The organism is Methylobacterium endophyticum, assembly GCF_050591105.1.
GTDB lineage: Bacteria > Pseudomonadota > Alphaproteobacteria > Rhizobiales > Beijerinckiaceae > Methylobacterium.
Genome location: NZ_JBNHES010000014.1, coordinates 52344 through 69636 on the forward strand (window position 1 = coordinate 52344; position 17293 = coordinate 69636).

Genomic DNA, 17293 nt, shown 5'->3' on the forward strand with positions numbered 1-17293 from the left:
ATTCGTCCCCTGGCACGCGCGTGGAGTATCAGCGATGTCGGTCCGTCAGCCTGTCCCGAGCCGCGTTGACCCGCGCCGCCCGTTCGGCGCTGCCCCCCTGGTCGGGGTGGAGGCGCTTCATCAGCGCCCGGTGCGCCGCGCGGATCTCCTCTGGGGACGCCCCGCGCTCAAGCCCCAGGACCTCATAGGCCTCCTGCTCCGACATCGCCCCTGGCTTCGCCGGACGGCCCGGCCGCGGGTCGGCATCTCGCTGAGCGTCTACACGCCAGCCGGGGTACCGGCGGTCGAGATAAGCCTCCAGGGGCCCCGCTGAGGCGGGCTCGCGCAACCTGCAAAGGGCGAGCAGGTCTCGCAGGGCGGGAAGGCCGAGCGCGTCGAGCCGGGCTCCCGCGAACGGACCCGCCCTCACCGTCCCCGCCGGGGGCGCCCCCGGCGGCCCGGCCGACCAGGCGATCACGCCGGGGGGCGGGGCGAGCAGACGTTTCACCCGTCGGGCGAGCCCGGCCGGCTCGTCGATGAGCCAGGCCCCGGCAAGCCCGAGGACGAGGGCCAGATCGAGCCGCCCACGCATCAGGCAGATTCCGGCGAGGGCGAGCGCGATCCAGCCGGGGGCCTGCCGCGCGAACCCGGCGGGAAACGCCAAGCCGCGCCGCGTCCAATACCACCACAGCGCGAAACAGGCGGCGAGGCCGGCGAGCAGGGCCATGCCCTAGCGCCCGGTATAAATGTCGAGTCGGCTGCGGCCGCCGACCCGGAGCGTCACGCCGTTGCCGAGGTCGCGAAAGCCGCTCGCCTCGGCGCGCTGGCGATCGGTCACGGTGTCGCAGCCGGCACGGGGCGGCAGGCGCACGCCCTCTGGCGCGTCCTGCGGACAGAGGCGGGAGCGGGGCCCCTCGGCCGCCGTCGCGCAGGCGACCGCGAGACAGGCGGCGATGCCCGCCGCCGCTCCGGCCGCGAGGCGGCCCGCCCGGTTCGATCCCCTCACGTCCGCCCGCCCCCTGTGATCCGCCCGACACGGCGGGCACGCCCGTCCGCATGCGGACGCCGCTCTTAATTGGTCGTTCAGCATGAGACCGGCAACCGTATAGGCGATGACCGGCCGATGTGCGGCAACGCACGGTAGGGCAGCTGTAGCCGAGCTAACGAAATGGTCATCCCTCAGGGAGACAATCTTCGTACGTCAACGGAGAGCATCCCGGAGCGGCCGCGAGGCGCTTTGTGTCCCAGGCACGCTGCGCACCGCGTATTGTTTGCGTCGAAACCATGTCCGAGCGCAGCGATGCGACCGGAAAAATCGCAAAGCCGCCCCAGAGATGCTTCCATTCGCTTTCAAGTACGGGCCGCTCGAGCTCGCACGGCATATCGGCCTGCGAGCCGCGCCTGAGCGGACCACCACTGTTCGGAAGGAACATATCGTTATGGAAACCGAGGCTCTCGAACGTCCCGCCGATCTGACGATCTGGCGCACCGTGCCGGCGAGCTCCCCGCTGGCCCAGCCCACGCGGTTCGACACCCTGCGCGAGGCGATCGCCGCCGCCGCCGGCGCGCTGACCGATCCGGCCAAGCAACCCTGGATCATCACGGAAGAGGGCGAGATCCTCTCCCCGAACTGGATCCGCACCTACCTCAACTGACGCCGATTGCGGGGATTGCGGGGACGGATCGCGCGGACAGCCCGCGCGGAGATCCCCGCTCCTCGCCGGCCCTCTGCTCGCGGAGCGTGTGCTGAATGCCACGCTCGGCCGGCGAAAACGCCCTATCCCCCGCCGGACGCGCATATCTTCGGCTTGTCCAAGTGCCCCGGCGCTCTGCTCCCGCTAATCTGGCTCATGGCCAGCGGCGGTCCTCCGCCCATTCCGGCCGTCTTCGCCGGCTGGCGTCTTCCCGATCGCGCCAGCCGGCGACGTCTTTTTCGCGCGATCCGGCCGATCACGGCCCGTTCTCACTCCGCCGCGTCGCGACCGCGAAATCCCTCGATGCCCACGCGCTCGGGGTTGATGGCGGCGAGCGCGCGCTTGGCCGCCTCCAGCGGATGCTCCGATTCGATCCGCACCGAGGCGAGGTCCGGGCTCTTGTAGACGGTGACGACGGTGTCCATCACCTCGGTGAGGGTCGTGCGCTTGTCCTCGGGCGCCGCGATCAGAAGTTGCAGACCCCAGGCCCGGTAGAGATCGACCAGCGCCTGGCTGTTCCTCACGTCGAGCTTGGAGAACGCCTCGTCGAGGAGGCAGAGGCCGAGCCCCGGATTCTCGTCGCCCGGCCGGTCGCCCGGATAGTAGGCGCTCGCGAGCGAGGCGGCGATGGCGACGTAGAACGGCGCCTGCGCCTCGCCGCCGGAGCCACGCAGCGCCCGGCTCGACATGGTGGTGCGGTTGCCCGCCCCGTCCTTCATGCCGATCTCGTAGGAGAAGTAGTTGCGGTAGTCGGCGAGCCGCGCCGCGTCCTCCGAGCCGGCGATGAGCGCCGAGATCTCCTCCAGCGCCGCGCCCATCGGGCCCTCTCCCTCTCCCGGCAGCACCGACTGCGCGGCGTCGGGCGAGCGCGCCACCTCGGTGGCGAGCGCGTGGACGGCGGCGTAGCGGCGGTCGACGGTCGCCTCGAAGGCGTAGGTCTGGCCGGTGAAGGTCTGCGAGCCGAGACGCTCGTTCAACGCCTCCAGCCGGGAATGGACGCGCTCGAACTTGTCGGCGAGGCGCGTCAGCAGGTCCTCCGTCATCAGACGGCGCATCTCGGCCTCGGCCCGCTCGGCCTGGGCGCGATACCGGCGCAGGGCATGGCCCTCGACATCGTCGTGCTCGCGCCTTGCCCAGTCGTAGCCGAAGGTCGCGGGCGCCTCGCCTTTGGCCGAATCGACGCGGCCGAGGGGGTTCTCGATCCGCCACTGGGCGCAGTATTCGGCGAGGTCGCGCTCGGCGGCACGCCCGTGCGAGCGGGCGTTGGAGGCGGCCTCCTGGGCGAGAATTTTTTCAGACGCCGCGACGGCCGAGACCTCGCGCGGCTCCAGCCCGCGCAGCTCGGCCCGGCCGCCCGCCGCTTCCGCCGCCTCGAAACCCACCATGCGCAGCATGCGGATGCGTTGGGCATCTCCCGTGCGCAGCCGCGCCAGGGCGCCGCGCCGGCCGGCGAGCGCCGCGCGCACCGCCTCCCGCGCCGATGTCAGCCTTGCGTCGAGCTGCGCTTCCTCGCTGAGGAGCTTGTCCTGCTTGGGCTGGAGCACCTCGGAGAGCTCGCGCAGATAGGCGATGCGCTCGGCGGTGAGCTCCTTGATCTCTGCGGCGATTCCATCGGTGTCGCGCGTCTCGACGGCCTCGCGCTCGGTGGTCAGCGTCCGGCGGCGGCCCTCGATGCCGTCCGCCTCCGCCCGCAGCGCGTCGACATCGGGCGGGTCGCGGGCGATGCGGGCGCGGATGCCGGCGGCGACGCGTGAGGCTTCCCGCAACAGCGTCGCCTCCTGGCGCAGGCGGCGCGCCTCGGTGACGGCGATCTCGTGGCCGCGCCGGCTCTCGGCGGTGGGGCCGCGCTGGCCGCGGGTCATCATGAGGTCGACGGGTCGGACCACGGAATAGGCCATGCCGGCGGTCGAGCGTCCGCTCGGCGCCACGGCGCGGCTCATGCGCGAGAGCGCCGCGTCGTTCGGGGCGAGGTCGAAACCGCCGAGACGGGCGGCGAGGAAGGCTTCCGCATGGCGGTCGTCGGTCTCGATCACCGACATGGCGCCGTCGTCGAAGCGGCGGGACGAACGGCCGGCGGTGTCCGTCGTCTTGACGAGGAGACAGCGGTAGAACTGGGCGCGCCGGGCCTGGAGCACGGAGAACGCCTCCTCCAGCCGGTCCGGTGGCACCACGAGCGCCTCGCGGGCACGCCCGAGCAGGCCCTCCAGCGCCGGGCCCCACATCGGGTCGGCGATGTCGGCGAGCTCGCAGACCGGCACGGCGTCGATGCCGAGCCGCGCCAGCTCCGCCCGGAACGCGATGGTGTCCGGCGAGAGCCGGGCCGCCTGCCCTGCCGAGAGCGTCGGGCTGAGGCGCTCGGCCTCCGCTTCCTGGGCGCGGGCCTTCAGCGCCACGTCCTCGGCGGCGCGGTCGAGGGCGTCGCCGTCATCGGGGAGGCGCAGCAGCCCGTCGACGAGACCGCCCAGCGGCCCGTCGGCGCGCAGCGTCTCGACGGCGGGGGCGTCCTTGCGCAGGCCCGAGCGGGCGCAGCGGTCGGCAAGCCGCGCCGCTTCGGGGGCGATCTGGCGCAGGTGGCCGGCCACCGCCTGGAGCTTGCCCATCTCCTGCGTCAACCCGACGAGATCGGAGACGCGGGTCGCGAGGTCGCGCCGGTCGCGCTCCAGCATGGCGAGCGCCGCGTCGGCCGCCGCCAGCCGCCCTTGCGTGCCGCTGCCCGCCATCAGCGCCTTGCGCTCGGCGATGTCGGTGTCGATGTCGCGCACGAAGCCCTGGCTCGCCGTCACGCTCTCGCGGGCGATGCGCAGCGCCTCGGCGGTCTCGCGCAGGCGGGTACGGATGGCGACAAGGTCGAGGATCTTGCGCCGCAATTCGGCGGTCGCCGCGCGCAGCTCGTGGCTCGCGGCAGCGATGACGCCGTCGCCCCAGGATTCGTAGCGCTGCACCAGGCGCTTCAGCCGCGCGAGCTTGCCCTCCAGTTCGCCGATGGTCTCCACCAGCCGGCGCCAGTTCTCCACCGAGGTGCGGATGCGGGCGACGTCCAGCGGCTCCGGGTCGAGCACGAAGGTGCGCACGAAGGCGCTCGAATCGAAGATCGGCTTGAAGGCGACGGCGTTGGCGAAGCTCCTGAGAAAATGGCGCGGATCGGGCACCGGCGAGCCTTCGCGCAAGGTCGCCAGCACCTCGGCGGTGAAACGCTCGCCCGAGGTGCGGAACTCCTCGAAGCGCTCGGCCTTACGGCGCAGATCGGCGGCGATCTCGCTCCAGGGGGCGGTGAAGCTGCCCTCCGGCGTCACCCGCTCGTAGTCGGCGATCTCGAAGCGGTGGCCGACCGCGAGGAAGCGCGAGAGCACCTCTTCCTTCTGCTCGTCGGAGCGGGCGGCGAGCGCCAGCCCGAAGGAGACCACGCGCCCGCTCGCCGGGTTCTCGAAGACCAGCGCCAGGACCGTCTCGCACGCCTCGCGCGTCGGGCGGCCGCCCTCGGCGGGGTCGCTGATCCAGCCGAGGCAGTAGTCGCGCACGGTGCGCGCGCTGCGGCCGGAGGCGGACGCGTTCAGCGCCAGCCGGCTGGCGTTGTTGCCGGCGAGCACCGTGCCGACCGCATCGAAGATCGTCGACTTGCCCGCCCCCGTCGGCCCGACGAGCGCCGCCGCGCCCCGGATGCGGATCTGTTCGCGCCGGATCAGGTACCAGTTCGAGAGGGCGATGTCGGTGAGGCGGTACAAGGATCGGTCCGGTGGGGGCCCGCTCGGAATCTGGGGGCGTCCAGTTGGCGCGAGTCCGCCGGGGATACAAGCGCGGCGGGGGCACGGGCCTGTGCGAAGGCGGCCCCGCGCTCAGGCCTGGTCGAGCCGCCCGCGATAGGCGAAGAGCGGCCCGAGCCAGGGATGGGCGACCGCCACGACGAAGCGGTAGCGGCCGCCGGCCTCCTCGCAGCGCGCCCTGACGCGCGGGGCGCTCCAGGCGGGGAGCGGGAGGCCGAGCAGGCTCCAGCTCGAGAAGTGCCAGACCAGCTGCCCCCCGGCCGCTTCGGGCCGGAAGCGGAAGCGCAGCGGGCCGACGCGCTCCTCGAACGCGCCGAGGTCGCCGGTATCGACCAGCCGGGAGGCGAAGCGCGCGGCACCGAACCGGCGGGTCCAGGATTCGCCGCCAGCCTCCGGCACGATCTCCACCACGAGCGAGTGGCGACCGCGCTTCGGCAGGCCGAGCAGCGACGCGGCGACGCGGGCGGCAAGGCCGGCGCCCAGGCGCGCGACGGCCTGCCCCGTCCGCGAGGTTGGCACGGTGGCGCCGTGGACCGCGCGGACCGTGGGCGGCAGCGTGTCGAATCGCCGCCCCAGCAGGCGCCGGAAGAGGGCCGGCTCGTCGGCGAGCCGCTCGTCCGCCTGCGTGCGGACCGGGAGATGGGAAAGCTCGGCCAGGATCGCGTCGCGGTCGAGGAGCCCGACGCAGGCCATGGCGCCGACGCGGGTCTCGCGGCCGTCCGCCAGCCCCCGCACCAGAGCCGCCGCTGCGGCGGCCGGCACGTTCGGGCCGGCATTCTCGGCGGCCACCAGCGACCAGCGCGCCTCGATGCGCCGCCCCTCGCCGTCGAGCCCTGCTGCGGAGACGATCATGCCGCCGCAATCCGAGCCGGCGAGGGCGAAGACATCCGCCGCCCGCCGCAGCAGCGGCGCCAGCGGCACGAGCGAGCGCACCCAGCCCCAGCGCACCGGCAGGGTCAGTGCGGCGAGGCCGAGATGCACGACGCCGAGTTCCAGCCCCGCCAGGAACAGCGCCTCGCGACGAATCGGGAACCGCGCCGGAAGGAGATCGAGGTCGGGGGTCTCGCAGAGCGACAGCCAGCGGCGTCCGAGGCCCGGCATGTCGAGTCGGCGGGCGCCCGACCAGCCGGGCCGCCGCCGCCACTCCCCGTCCGCGAAGACCCGCACCGGACGGCCGGCATAGGAGAGGATCGCCCGGATCACCGAGAGCCCGCGCGGCGCCCGCGCGCCGGGGGAGATCGCCACGGTCACGGCGTCGATGCTTCGCCAGCCGGCGACGAGGGGTTCGAGGGCGGCATGGGAGAGGGCCGGCGTCGATGACGCCCCGGTGACGGCGAGAACCCCGGCGGCGCGCGCGGCGCGCTCGAGGGCGGCCGGGAAGCCGGCGACGAAGGCGCGTCCGTCTGCGAGGTCGAGATAATGCGCGCCGCAGGCGCAGGCCGCGAGCGCCAGACGATAATCGCCGGTCTGGAACGGGCCGGCGGCGTCGATGACCAGAAACGGCGCCAGTTCGGCGAGCGTACCGGGTTCCCGCCGGTCGAAGGTCCGGGTCTCGATGAAGGCGCGGGCACCGCCGGCGATCAAGGCCGCTTTCAGTTCGGCAAGGTCCGCGCGTCCGCGTGCGGCCAGGACGAGGTCGACACGAGGATTGGCGGCGATCAGCGCCGCGAGGCGGCTGCCGAAGACGCCGGTGGCACCGACGAGGACGACCCGGCGCATGGGTCAGGCCCTTTCCGGCGGTTCGAAGAGGAAGCGGGCCCGCGTCTCGGGGGTCGGGACCAGGCAGTCCGGCCGCTTGCCGAGGAGCCGGTAGCGGTTGCGCGCGACCCAGCCGTAGAGTCCGTCGCGCAAGGGGCGGGGCACGATCCGCAGGGCCGAGAGCAGGCGCCAGGGCAACGGCATGCGCGCGAACATCGCGGCGACGGCATCGCTGGCGCCCAGCGCCCGGCCGCGATCGACGAACAGGAAGGTCGAGGGATCGGCGGCGTCGATGCAATGACGCGTGCACAGCACTTGGCCGTAGGGGGATTGGATCGGCACGAAGCGGATCACGGCGTCGCGATCCATGCGGAGCGCGAGCCGCACCCAGCCCGAGCAGAAGACGCAGACCCCGTCGAAGACCATGAGGGCGTCGGGCTCGGGAGCCGGGTCCGAGCCCGGTCCGCTCACGCGGCCTCCGCCCGGCCGGCCGCCATCAGCGCGAAGGCGTAGATCAGCCCGACCTCCTCCAGCCGGTCGAAGCGGCCGGCGGCACCGCCATGGCCCGCCTCCATGTTGATGCGCAGCAGCACCGGGCCGCCTCCCGTCATGGTGGCGCGCAGCCGCGCCACCCACTTGGCCGGCTCCCAATAGGTCACGCGCGGATCGGTCAGCCCGCCGAGCGCCAGGATCGCCGGATAGGCCTTGGCCGCGACGTTGTCGTAGGGCGAGTAGGAGAGAATCGTCTCGAAGGCCGCCTCGCTGGCGCCGGGATTGCCCCATTCGGGCCATTCCGGCGGGGTCAGCGGAAGATCGCCGTCGAGCATGGTGTTCATCACGTCGACGAAGGGCACGTCGGCGACGATGCCTGAGAACAGCTCCGGCGCGAGGTTGGCGACGGCGCCCATCAGCATGCCGCCGGCCGAGCCGCCATGGGCGACGATGTTGCCCTCGGAGGTGTAGCCCGCTTCAGCCAAGGCACGGCCACAGGCGATGAAGTCCGTGAATGTGTTGGGCTTCTTCTCGCGCTTGCCGTCGAGATACCAGCGCCAGCCCTTCTCGGTGCCGCCGCGGACATGGGCGATGGCGTAGACGAAGCCGCGATCGACCAGCGACAGGCGGTTGGTGCTGAAGGAGGCCGGCATCAGCGTGCCGTAGGAGCCGTAGCCGTAGAGCAGCAGCGGCGCTGTGCCGTCGAGGGGCAGGTCGCGCTTGTGCAGCAGCGAGATCGGCACCTGCTCGCCGTCCGGGGCGGTGGCGAAGAGGCGGCGCGTCACGTAGGCGGCCGGATCGTGCCCGCTCGGCACCGACTGGCGCTTGCGCATCTGCCGGGCGCGGGTCGCGCAGTCGTAGTCGTAGGTCTCGGCCGGCGTCGTCATCGAGGAATAGGAGAAGCGGATGCGCTGCGTCTCGAACTCGTGGCCGGGCTGGAGGCCGAGGGAATAGGCTTCCTCGGCGAAGGCGACCATGTGCTCGGTGCCGGTCATGTCGCGCACCACGATGCGGGGCCGGGCGTTCTCGATCTCGAGCCGCACGATGTGCTCGGCGATGACGTGCAGGTGCCGGATCATGACTCCCGGCCGGTGGGGCACGAGATCGCGCCAGTTCTCGAGGCCCGGCTCCTCGATCCGGCAGGTGACGATCTTGAAGTCCTCCGCGCCCCCGGCATTGGTCAGGATGAAGAGGTGCGGCCCCCAGTTCTCGACGGAGTAGATCAACAGCGGCGTGCGCTTCTGGACGAGGATCGCCTCCGGCTCGGGCAGGCGCCGGTCGAGCAGGCGCACCTCCGAGGTCTCGTGGTCGCTGGCGACGACGGCGAGATAATCGCGCGACTGCGTGGTGCCGATATGGACGAAGAAGCCCGCGTCGGGCTCCTCGTAGACGGTCGCGTCGGCATCCTGCTCCGTGCCGAGCCGGTGGCGCATGACGCGGGCCGGGCGGTGGTTGGCGTCGAGCGCCACGTAGTAGAAGGCCGAGCCGTCCGCCGTCCACACCGCCTCGCCGGAGGTCGCCTCGACCCGGTCGGGCAGATCCTGCCCCGTGGCGATGTCGCGCACGCGGATGGTGTGCAGCTCCGAGCCCTTCGAATCCGCCCCCCAGGCGACGCGCGTGTGATCGTCGGAATGCACCGCCGCCGACAGTTCGAAGAAGGGCAGGCCCTCGCCCTCCTTGTCGCCGTCGATGAGGATGGTCTCGGCGACGTCCTCGCCCTCGGCCGCGGTATCGGCGGCGAGCCCCGTGATCACCGCCGCGTTGCGCGGCCGCCGGCAGGCGAGCGGGTGCTGGCCGCCCTCGCGATGGCGCGTGTAGTAGGCGAAGGGCCCGTCCGGCTCGGGCACGCTGCTGTCGTCCTCGCGGATGCGGGCGCGCATCTCGGCCACCAGGGCCTTGCGCAGACCGGCGACCCCCGACAAAGCCGTCTCGGCATAGGCGTTCTCGGCCTTGAGATAGGCGGCGATGTCCTCGGGAAGCGCGGCCGGATCCTTCAGCACCGCCTGCCAGTTGTCGGCCTTGAGCCAGGCGTAGTCGTCGCGCAGCGTCCGTCCGTGCACCGAGACCTCGTGCGGCCGGACTTCGGCCACGGGCGCGGCCTCGGAGGTCGCGAGGGGGAATCGGGCGGAGGCCATGAGGCGATGATCCTGCCAGCGGAATTGCACCGGGGCGATGGCTGTGACGCGCCCGGCGGCGCGACGCAAGCCGCCGCGCGCGGACGGCGCCAAGTCGTCGGAGCGGCCGGGCGGAGACGGAACCGCCGCTGCCGCGCACTCTCCGCGCACTCGCGCGCGGCATAAGGACCGCCGATCGTGGTCGGATGCTTCGCGATGCCGTGCCAGGAAGATGATTTTACGTATCCGCATGACACATGGCTGTCTTGCGGGGGCATTCGAGATATCCTAAAGAGATGTCGCGATGGGAGGGGCCGTCGCTTTTCGTAGAGGACCTGCGGGGCGAGCTGCGGATGCTGTCGCAGTTATCTGCTTGAAATCAGACTGGAACGCGCTGGCCGACACCTTGCGGCCGGACACTCGCGCCCGCATCGCGTCGAGGGAAATTTGACAATCATGAACGAACAGGAAAACGCTGCTGATTACGTCGAGCTCGCAGCGGATATCGTATCGGCCTATGTCAGCAACAATCCGGTGCCTCCCGGCGAGCTGGCCCAGCTGATCGCCCGCGTCCATTCCGCGCTGCTCCAGGTCGGCGCGGGGCCGGTCGAGGCGAAGGCGCCTGCCGCCCCCCAGCAGCCGGCCGTGCCGATCAAGAAGTCCGTGACGCCCGACCACATCGTGTGCCTGGAGGACGGACGGGTCTTCAAGTCCCTGAAGCGCCACCTGCGCGCCAAGTACGACCTCAGCCCCGAGCAGTACCGCGCCAAGTGGGGCCTGCCGGCCGACTATCCGATGGTGGCGCCGAACTACGCCAAGGCCCGCTCGGACCTCGCCAAGGCCATCGGTCTTGGCCAGACCCGCACCGGGAACTACGACGAAGCCGCCTAAAGGGCTTTTTCGACAGGACCACTCGGAAGACGGGCGGCCGCGAGGCCGTCCGTTTTCGTTTGAGCCCGAGGGATGCTGGCAGGCCCATTCCGTCGAAGGCGGGAAAGCTCCGGCCGCCGATCTTTCGACTCGCGCAGAGGTGCCATGCGCCCTGCAACGGCATGGGCACGGGACCGTCGCATGGCGGAAGCGGACATTTCCGCCGACGCTCCGGCCCGCCGACGATCTCGGAAAGGCCGACAGCATGATCGCCCCCTGAGCGGCCGGCGGGGCCGAGAGCGCCGCGATTCTCCAAGAGCCTCCGATCCGCAACCCGAAAGCGGGACGCGGTGGAACGAAATCCTCGTCAAGACTTGAAATAGGAATTTATACCGTTACCCTAGGTTCTCGGACGCACCGTCAACGCCGCGCCTGGAACATATCATGAACATGAAGTCTGTGAAGCGGATTCCCCATTCTCCGGCCCCCCACTCTCTTGCCTTCCAGGATCTCGGTCGCGACGCCGGCCGCCTGCTGGCGCAGCTCGGCACGGTCGGCGCCTACGCCATCGCCGACCCCATCGACGACGCCATGCTCGTCGTCCGCAGCGGCGGCACCGGCATCTCCATCGGCGGCGGCCGCTTCCCGACGAAGGCCGGGCTGGCCCTCGTCGCCGCCGATCTCGCCGAGTCCGGTCCGGGCGGACACGGGCGCCTGACGATCAGCCCGGCGGGACGGGCGCGTCTGCGCAGGCAGGGAGCCGACGCCGACACGCGCTTCCTCGCGCAGCATCTCGACATCGAGGAGCGGGACGCAGCCTCCGGCGAGCGCCGCCTGCGGGACGCCTCCGAGAGCCCGCTGGCCTGGATGGCGCGACGGCGCGGGCGCGACGGCGCGCCGCTGATCGATCCCGCCTGTTTCGAGGCCGGCGAGCGCCTGCGCCGCGACCTGACGACGGCCATGCTGCTGCCCTCCACCGGCGCGCGCTGGGGCGAGCCCCGCGTCGACGGGTCCGGCCCGCGCGATCCGGCCTCCGCCTCGGACGCGATCCTGTCCGCGCGGCAGAGGGTCCGCGCGGCGCTCGACGCCGTCGGCGCCGACCTGTCCGGGCTGCTGATCGACCTGTGCGGCTTCCTGAAGGGGCTGGAGCGGATCGAGGCGGAGCGCCACTGGCCGGCCCGGTCCGCCAAGGTGGTCATCCGCATCGCCCTGTCGCGGCTCGCCGAGCATTACGGCCTGGAGCGGGAGGCACGCGGCAACGACACCGGCCGCATGCGCCTGTGGCGCGACCGCGCGTGAGCGAATGACTCAGGCGGCGAGCCGGGTCGCGTCGCGGCGGATGCGGTCGGCCATGGCGCGCACGCCGTTCGAGCGCTGGGGCGTGAGATGCTCGGCGAGGCCCAGCCGGGCATAGAGCGCGAAGGCGTCCGTGTCGGCCGCCTCGCGCGGGGTCTTGCCGTCGAACAGGGCCACCATCAGCGCCACCAGACCGCGCACGATATGGGCGTCGCTGTCGCCCTGAAGGCGCAGCACCGACTCCCCGGCGGAGGCGTCCACCGCCATGTCGAGCCAGACTTGGCTGGCGCAGCCATGCACCTTGTTGGCCTCGCTATGCAGGGCCTCCGGCATCTCCGGCAGGGCGCGCCCCAGCTCGATCACGTAGCGGTAGCGCTCTTCCCAGTCGTCGATGAACTCGAAATTCTCGATGATGGTCTCGATGGGCGGCAGCATGGGCGGGCGGCGATCTCGTGACGGGTGCGAGGGGCCATATAGGCGTAAACCCGCCCGCCGGACGAATCGAACCGGCGGGACCCTACTCGCCCGCCCCAGCCCGCGTTTCGGGAAGCTGGAGCTCCAGGGGGTCGGAGGGGCGGGCCGTCCCGCGCACCGCGATCTCGGCCTGGGAGGCGTAGGCCGCGATGAGGCGGGGCCCGAGCTTGGGCACGTCCGGCCGCCCGGCATCCGCAGCATCGCCGAAGGCCGAGACGATCCTGAGCCGTACCGGCGAGCCGGCGGTGGCGTCGATGGTGATGGCGATGGAGCAGGCCACGCTCTCGCTGGTGGCGTCGAGGCATTCCGCGACGACCTCGGCGACGATCATGCCGAGGGCGTTGGCCGTGCGCGGCTCAACGAGGCTCGTGCCGACGCCGTCCACCGTCACACCGATCCGGCCGGCCCGGCGCAGCTGCCCGAGCCCGGAGGCCAGCCGGTGCAGGTAGTCGCGCAGGTCGATGGAGGCGATGTGCGGCGCCTCGTGCAGGTGATGCTGCACCAGGGCGATCGCCCGCACCCTCTGCCCCAGCGCCTCGAAGCTGCCCCGGCAGGGCTCTGGCGCGGCGCGCCCGTAGAGACCGATGAGACTGACCATCACCTGGAGGTTGTTGCGCACCCGGTGATAGACTTCCGCCAGCAGCGCCTCCTTCTCGGCCAGCGCCTGCTCGATATGCTCCTCGGCATGCTTGCGGTCGGTGATGTCGAAGCAGGTGCCGAGATAGCCGTGGAACTCGCCGCCCTCGGCGACGGGCCGCCCGGTCTCCATGAGCCAGCGATAGGCGCCGTCGTGCCGCCGCAGCCGAAACTCGACCACGAAGGGCGCACGCGCGGTGAAGGCCGCCCCCACGATCTCGGCATGCCGCGCGAAATCGTCCGGGTGAAGGCCGCGCCGCCAGCCCTCGCCGATCTCCTCCTCGGCGCTGCGCCCGGTGAAATCGAGCCAGCACTCGTTGTGGTGGACGGCCCGTCCCTCGGTGTCCGAGCGCCACATCATGAGCGGCACGAAATCGGCGAACCGGCGGAACGCGTCTCCAACCTCGGCACTGTCCCGGCCGGCGCCGGGAATGGGTGGGTCCGCTGCCATGATGCTCCCGATTCGCAGCCGCCCAGGGCTGATGTGCGCAATGTCGGCGCCGGTCAACGTACCGCGCCACCGGGCCGTTCCGGCGACTTTTCTATAGACGGGCTGACGGGCCGCAAGGCGGACGAACCGCCAACGTGACGGCCATGCGTCCTATTATAGGATTATATACTTGACACCGGGCCGCTCCTCCGGTACTCCTCGGGCATGCTCAAGAAGTGTGAGGGGGAGGCGGCGATGATCCCGGCGCCGCATCCCGCCGTGCTGCGGCAAGCCGCCGAGGCCCTGGTGCGCGGAAGCCGCCGCCCACTCGCCTCGATCGCGGCCGAGCTCGGTCTTCCCACGGGAACGGTGAAGACGTGGTGCCTGCGCGGCGGCTGGCGGACGAAGCGCGGCGGCGCGGCGCGGCGGACATCCCGAACCGGACGGCGCGATGCCCCCGAGGGCGGATCGCCCCTCGACGGGGCGGCCCTGCGCGCGGCGTTGCGGCGCCACGTCGCACGCCAGATCGCCCAGTTCGACGCGGCCCTCGAAGCGGACGCGGTGCCCGATTCGGCCCGCGTCCTGCGCGACCTCGGCGGCCTGAAACGCCTGCTCGACGAACTCGCCGTCCACGACCGCAGCGATGCCGGAGGCCGTCATGGGGAAGGAGCCGCCCCGGACGACGACGGCGGCTCCGGCGCCGGAGAGCCCGACCTGCCCGCCCTGCGCGCGGAGATCGCGCGGCGCTATGCGGCATTCGCAGGAGAGCGGCCGGACGGCTGCCTTCCTGGAGAGCCTGCCGCCGACCCTGCTGCGCGCCCTCCAGCGTGACTGGCTGCATCTCGCGCGGCCCGACCAGTTGCCGCCCTGCCCTTCTGAGGACTGGTCGACCTGGGCGGTGATCGGCGGACGCGGCAGCGGCAAGACGCGCACCGGCGCCGAATGGGTCAGGGCGCTGGCCTGCGGAGACCCCGCCTTCGCTTCGGAGCCGGTCGGGCGCATCGCGCTGGTCGGAGAGACCGTCTCGGACGTGCGCGACGTGATGATCGAGGGGCCGTCCGGGCTGCTCGCGCTGCCGAGGCGAGGGCCGCCCCCGCGCTGGTCGCCCTCGCGCAGGCGGCTCGAATGGCCGAACGGAGCCCTCGCCCTGGCCTTCTCGGCGGAGGAGCCAGATTCCCTGCGCGGCCCCCAGTTCGGGGCGGCCTGGTGCGACGAGATCGCGAAATGGCGCCAGCCGGAGGCCGCCTGGGACATGCTCCAGTTCGGCCTGCGCCTCGGGCGGGAACCGCGCACGGTGGTGACGACGACCCCGCGCCCGATCCCGCTGATCCGCCGGTTCCTGGCCGATCCGCGTGTCCGGCTCAGCCGGGCGCGGACCGCCGACAACGCCGCCCATCTGGCGCCCGCCTTCCTCGCGGAGGTGGTGGCACGCTACGGCGGCACCCGGCTCGGCCGGCAGGAGCTCGACGGAGAGGTCATCGAGGACCGGCCCGACGCCCTGTGGTCGCGAAGCGCCATCGAGGAGACCCGCGTCGCCGCCGCACCCGCTTGCGAGCGCATCGTGGTGGCCGTCGACCCGCCGGCCTCCTCCCGCGCCGGGGCGGATGCATGCGGGATCGTCGCGGTGGGGACGCTGGGGGAGCACGCCTATGTCCTCGCCGATGCGTCGGTGAGCCGGGCGGGGCCGAACGCCTGGGCCGCGGCGGCGCTCGCCCTCTACCACCGGCTCGACGCCGACGCCTTCGTCGTCGAGGTGAACCAGGGCGGCGAGATGGCCCAGGCCGTCATCGCCGGGCTCGACCCGTCCGTCCCGGTGACGCCGGTGCGGGCGACGCGCGGCAAGTATCTGCGGGCCGAGCCGGTCTCGCTGCTCTACGCGCAGGGGCGCGTCCACCATGCCGGCGCCCTGCCGCGCCTGGAGGACGAGCTCTGCGATTTCGGCCCCGACGGGCTGTCGAGCGGTGCCTCGCCGGACAGGCTCGACGCCCTGGTCTGGGCGGTGACGCATCTGCTGCTCGGCCCCAGGGCCGAGCCGCGCATCCGGCAGCTCTGATAGCTCCTATCCAGCAAGGGATCCGCCATGCCGAACCTGCTCACACGGCTGGTGCGGGCCGCCGGCTATGTCGAGGCGAAAGCCGCGCCGCTCTCCGGCGCGACGGTCTGCTTCTACGGAGAGGGCCGCCCCGTCTGGACCGACCGGGACGGCACGGCGCTCGCCCGCGAGGGATTCCAGCGCAACGCCGTCGTGCACCGGGCCGTGCGGCTGGTGGCGGAGGCCGCCGCCTCCCTGCCGCTGACCCTCACCGGCCCGGCGGCACGGGACGGGCATCCGCTGACGGCGCTGCTGGCGCGGCCCAACCCGCGCGAGGGCGGCGCGCGCCTGTTCGAGTGCCTCTACGGACACCTGATGGTGTCGGGCAACGCCTATCTCGAAGCGGTCTGCCTCGACCGCATCCCGCGCGAGCTCTACGCGCTCCGGCCCGACCGGATGCAGGTGGTGCCGGGGCCGGACGGCTGGCCCACGGCCTACGACTACACCGTCGGCGGCCGGACGATCCGCTACGACCAGTCCTCGAACCCGCCGCCGATCCTGCATCTCGGCCTGTTCCACCCCACCGACGACCATTACGGCCTCTCGCCCATGGAGGCGGCGGCCGTCGCCCTCGACATCCACAACGCGGCCGGGTCCTGGAATAAGGCGCTCCTCGACAATGCCGCGCGGCCCTCCGGGGCGCTGGTCTTCGCCAGCTCCTCCGGCGCGACGCTGAGCGACGCCCAGTTCACCCGGCTCAAGGGAGAGCTGGAGGCGAACTACCAGGGCGCGCTGAACGCCGGGCGCCCGCTCCTGCTGGAGGGTGGGCTCGACTGGAAGCCGCTGTCGCTCTCGCCCAAGGACATGGATTTCGTCGAGGCCAAGGCCGCCGCCGCCCGCGAGATCGCCCTCGCCTTCGGAGTGCCGCCGCTGCTGCTCGGACTCCCCGGCGACAGCACGCATGCGAACTACGCCGAGGCGAACCGCGCCTTCTACCGGCAGACCGTGATCCCGCTGGTGCGCCGCACCGCCGATTCCATCGCGCATTGGCTGGAGCCGGCCTTCGGCCCGGCGGTGCTGGAGCCCGATCTCGACGCCATCGAGGCCCTGGCGCCGGAGCGCGAATCCCTCTGGCGGCGCGTGCAGGGCGCCGACTTCCTCACCGAGGCCGAGAAGCGCGAAGCCGTCGGCTACCCGCCGGACAAGCCCGCCGAACGGCCCTGACGCCCCTTCCGATCCCTTCCCGGAGTCCTCATCGATGGATGGCCATTTCACCGGCTATGCCAGCCTCTTCGGCGTGCCCGATCTCGGCAAGGACGTGGTCGAGCCCGGCGCCTTTACCGCGAGCCTCGGGCGGCGCGGAGTCGAGGGCGTGCGCATGCTCTGGCAGCACGATCCCGCCGAGCCCATCGGCCGCTGGCTCTCGCTGGCGGAGGATCCCTACGGCCTGCGGGTGGAGGGCCGGCTGAATCTCGGCGTCCAGCGCGGACGCGAGATCGCCGCCCTCATCGAGGACGGCTCGGTGGACGGTCTCTCCATCGGCTTCCGCACGGTGAGCGCGCGGCGCGGCCGCGACGGCCTGCGCCACCTGATCGCGGTGGACCTCTGGGAGGTCTCCCTCGTCACCTTTCCGCTCCAGACGGGCGCGCGCACCGCGCCGATCTCGCGGCAGCCCCTCGCCGACGAGATCCGCAGCGTCGCCCGCGCGCTGATGCCGCGCGCCGGACCGCTTCCCCCTCGCCGTCCCGCGCCCCGGCCGATGCCGGCACTGCGCGCCTGATCCGCTCCCTCTCTCCCCAGCACCAGCCGAGGCTTCC

The 17293-nt window shown here is 72.3% G+C and carries 15 protein-coding genes; 7 read left to right on the forward strand and 8 right to left on the reverse strand.

The window, feature by feature from the left end:
- Positions 1-28: 28 nt before the first annotated feature.
- Both ACP56T_RS15645 and ACP56T_RS15650 read right to left on the reverse strand, forming a co-directional pair.
- A complete protein-coding gene (locus tag ACP56T_RS15645; protein ID WP_430913062.1) occupies positions 29-706 on the reverse strand; it encodes a J domain-containing protein in 678 nt (225 codons plus the stop codon).
- Between the two features lie 3 nt (positions 707-709).
- The gene (locus tag ACP56T_RS15650) at positions 710-985 is read right to left on the reverse strand and encodes a hypothetical protein (protein ID WP_430913063.1); all 276 of its coding nucleotides are present in this window, start codon (positions 983-985) and stop codon (positions 710-712) included.
- Between the two features lie 433 nt (positions 986-1418).
- Between ACP56T_RS15650 and ACP56T_RS15655 the strand changes: the two genes are divergently transcribed.
- Positions 1419-1634 carry a hypothetical protein gene (locus ACP56T_RS15655; RefSeq protein ID WP_430913064.1) on the forward strand — a complete coding sequence of 72 codons (216 nt, stop codon included), beginning with the start codon at positions 1419-1421 and terminating at the stop codon, positions 1632-1634.
- A 308-nt stretch (positions 1635-1942) separates the two neighbouring features.
- Here the strand turns inward: ACP56T_RS15655 and ACP56T_RS15660 are convergent, their stop codons facing one another.
- From ACP56T_RS15660 to ACP56T_RS15675, 4 genes are all read right to left on the reverse strand, one after another.
- Positions 1943-5395, reverse strand: coding sequence for an SbcC/MukB-like Walker B domain-containing protein (locus ACP56T_RS15660; RefSeq protein WP_430913065.1), 3453 nt, complete (start codon positions 5393-5395; stop codon positions 1943-1945).
- Between the two features lie 111 nt (positions 5396-5506).
- The gene (locus ACP56T_RS15665) at positions 5507-7153 is read right to left on the reverse strand and encodes an SDR family oxidoreductase (protein ID WP_430913066.1); all 1647 of its coding nucleotides are present in this window, start codon (positions 7151-7153) and stop codon (positions 5507-5509) included.
- Positions 7154-7156: 3 nt separating this feature from the next.
- Positions 7157-7603, reverse strand: coding sequence for a thiol-disulfide oxidoreductase DCC family protein (locus ACP56T_RS15670; protein WP_430913067.1), 447 nt, complete (start codon positions 7601-7603; stop codon positions 7157-7159).
- Positions 7600-9759, reverse strand: coding sequence for a S9 family peptidase (locus ACP56T_RS15675; RefSeq protein WP_430913068.1), 2160 nt, complete (start codon positions 9757-9759; stop codon positions 7600-7602). Before ACP56T_RS15675 ends, ACP56T_RS15670 begins: the two co-directional genes overlap by 4 nt.
- A 435-nt stretch (positions 9760-10194) precedes the next feature.
- Here ACP56T_RS15675 and ACP56T_RS15680 point away from each other — a divergent pair, with 435 nt between their 5' ends.
- Both ACP56T_RS15680 and ACP56T_RS15685 read left to right on the forward strand, forming a co-directional pair.
- Positions 10195-10629, forward strand: coding sequence for a Ros/MucR family transcriptional regulator (locus ACP56T_RS15680; protein WP_430913069.1), 435 nt, complete (start codon positions 10195-10197; stop codon positions 10627-10629).
- A gap of 429 nt (positions 10630-11058) precedes the next feature.
- Positions 11059-11907: a DUF6456 domain-containing protein gene (locus ACP56T_RS15685; RefSeq protein ID WP_430913153.1), complete on the forward strand. Its 849-nt coding sequence runs from the start codon at positions 11059-11061 to the stop codon at positions 11905-11907.
- Between the two features lie 9 nt (positions 11908-11916).
- Here ACP56T_RS15685 and ACP56T_RS15690 read toward each other — a convergent pair whose 3' ends face one another.
- A complete protein-coding gene (locus tag ACP56T_RS15690; protein ID WP_430913070.1) occupies positions 11917-12339 on the reverse strand; it encodes a SufE family protein in 423 nt (140 codons plus the stop codon).
- Between the two features lie 82 nt (positions 12340-12421).
- On the reverse strand, positions 12422-13465 hold the full coding sequence (locus ACP56T_RS15695; protein WP_430913071.1) for a sensor histidine kinase: 1044 nt from the start codon (positions 13463-13465) through the stop codon (positions 12422-12424).
- A 204-nt stretch (positions 13466-13669) separates the two neighbouring features.
- On the opposite strand from ACP56T_RS15695, the gene ACP56T_RS15700 reads away from it, so the two are divergent.
- From ACP56T_RS15700 to ACP56T_RS15715, 4 genes are read left to right on the forward strand one after another with little or no spacing between them, the layout of a single operon-like run.
- Complete coding sequence (locus ACP56T_RS15700; RefSeq protein ID WP_430913072.1) at positions 13670-14275, forward strand: hypothetical protein; 606 nt, start codon at positions 13670-13672, stop codon at positions 14273-14275.
- Positions 14193-15497, forward strand: a complete 1305-nt coding sequence (locus ACP56T_RS15705; RefSeq protein WP_430913073.1) for a DNA-packaging protein — start codon at positions 14193-14195, stop codon at positions 15495-15497. Before ACP56T_RS15700 ends, ACP56T_RS15705 begins: the two co-directional genes overlap by 83 nt.
- Before the next feature lie 27 nt (positions 15498-15524).
- Positions 15525-16700 carry a phage portal protein gene (locus tag ACP56T_RS15710; protein WP_430913074.1) on the forward strand — a complete coding sequence of 392 codons (1176 nt, stop codon included), beginning with the start codon at positions 15525-15527 and terminating at the stop codon, positions 16698-16700.
- Positions 16701-16734: 34 nt separating this feature from the next.
- The gene (locus ACP56T_RS15715; protein ID WP_430913075.1) at positions 16735-17256 is read left to right on the forward strand and encodes an HK97 family phage prohead protease; all 522 of its coding nucleotides are present in this window, start codon (positions 16735-16737) and stop codon (positions 17254-17256) included.
- The last annotated feature ends 37 nt before the right edge of the window (positions 17257-17293 follow it).

Coding starts and splice junctions, on each gene's coding strand:
- ACP56T_RS15645 (WP_430913062.1), bottom strand. CDS start 706: ATGGCCCTGCTCGCCGGCCTCGCCGCCTGTTTCGCGCTGTGGTGGTAT.
- ACP56T_RS15655 (WP_430913064.1), top strand. CDS start 1,419: ATGGAAACCGAGGCTCTCGAACGTCCCGCCGATCTGACGATCTGGCGC.
- ACP56T_RS15665 (WP_430913066.1), bottom strand. CDS start 7,153: ATGCGCCGGGTCGTCCTCGTCGGTGCCACCGGCGTCTTCGGCAGCCGC.
- ACP56T_RS15675 (WP_430913068.1), bottom strand. CDS start 9,759: ATGGCCTCCGCCCGATTCCCCCTCGCGACCTCCGAGGCCGCGCCCGTG.
- ACP56T_RS15680 (WP_430913069.1), top strand. CDS start 10,195: ATGAACGAACAGGAAAACGCTGCTGATTACGTCGAGCTCGCAGCGGAT.
- ACP56T_RS15685 (WP_430913153.1), top strand. CDS start 11,059: ATGAAGTCTGTGAAGCGGATTCCCCATTCTCCGGCCCCCCACTCTCTT.
- ACP56T_RS15690 (WP_430913070.1), bottom strand. CDS start 12,339: ATGCTGCCGCCCATCGAGACCATCATCGAGAATTTCGAGTTCATCGAC.
- ACP56T_RS15695 (WP_430913071.1), bottom strand. CDS start 13,465: ATGGCAGCGGACCCACCCATTCCCGGCGCCGGCCGGGACAGTGCCGAG.
- ACP56T_RS15700 (WP_430913072.1), top strand. CDS start 13,670: ATGCTCAAGAAGTGTGAGGGGGAGGCGGCGATGATCCCGGCGCCGCAT.
- ACP56T_RS15705 (WP_430913073.1), top strand. CDS start 14,193: ATGCGGCATTCGCAGGAGAGCGGCCGGACGGCTGCCTTCCTGGAGAGC.
- ACP56T_RS15710 (WP_430913074.1), top strand. CDS start 15,525: ATGCCGAACCTGCTCACACGGCTGGTGCGGGCCGCCGGCTATGTCGAG.
- ACP56T_RS15715 (WP_430913075.1), top strand. CDS start 16,735: ATGGATGGCCATTTCACCGGCTATGCCAGCCTCTTCGGCGTGCCCGAT.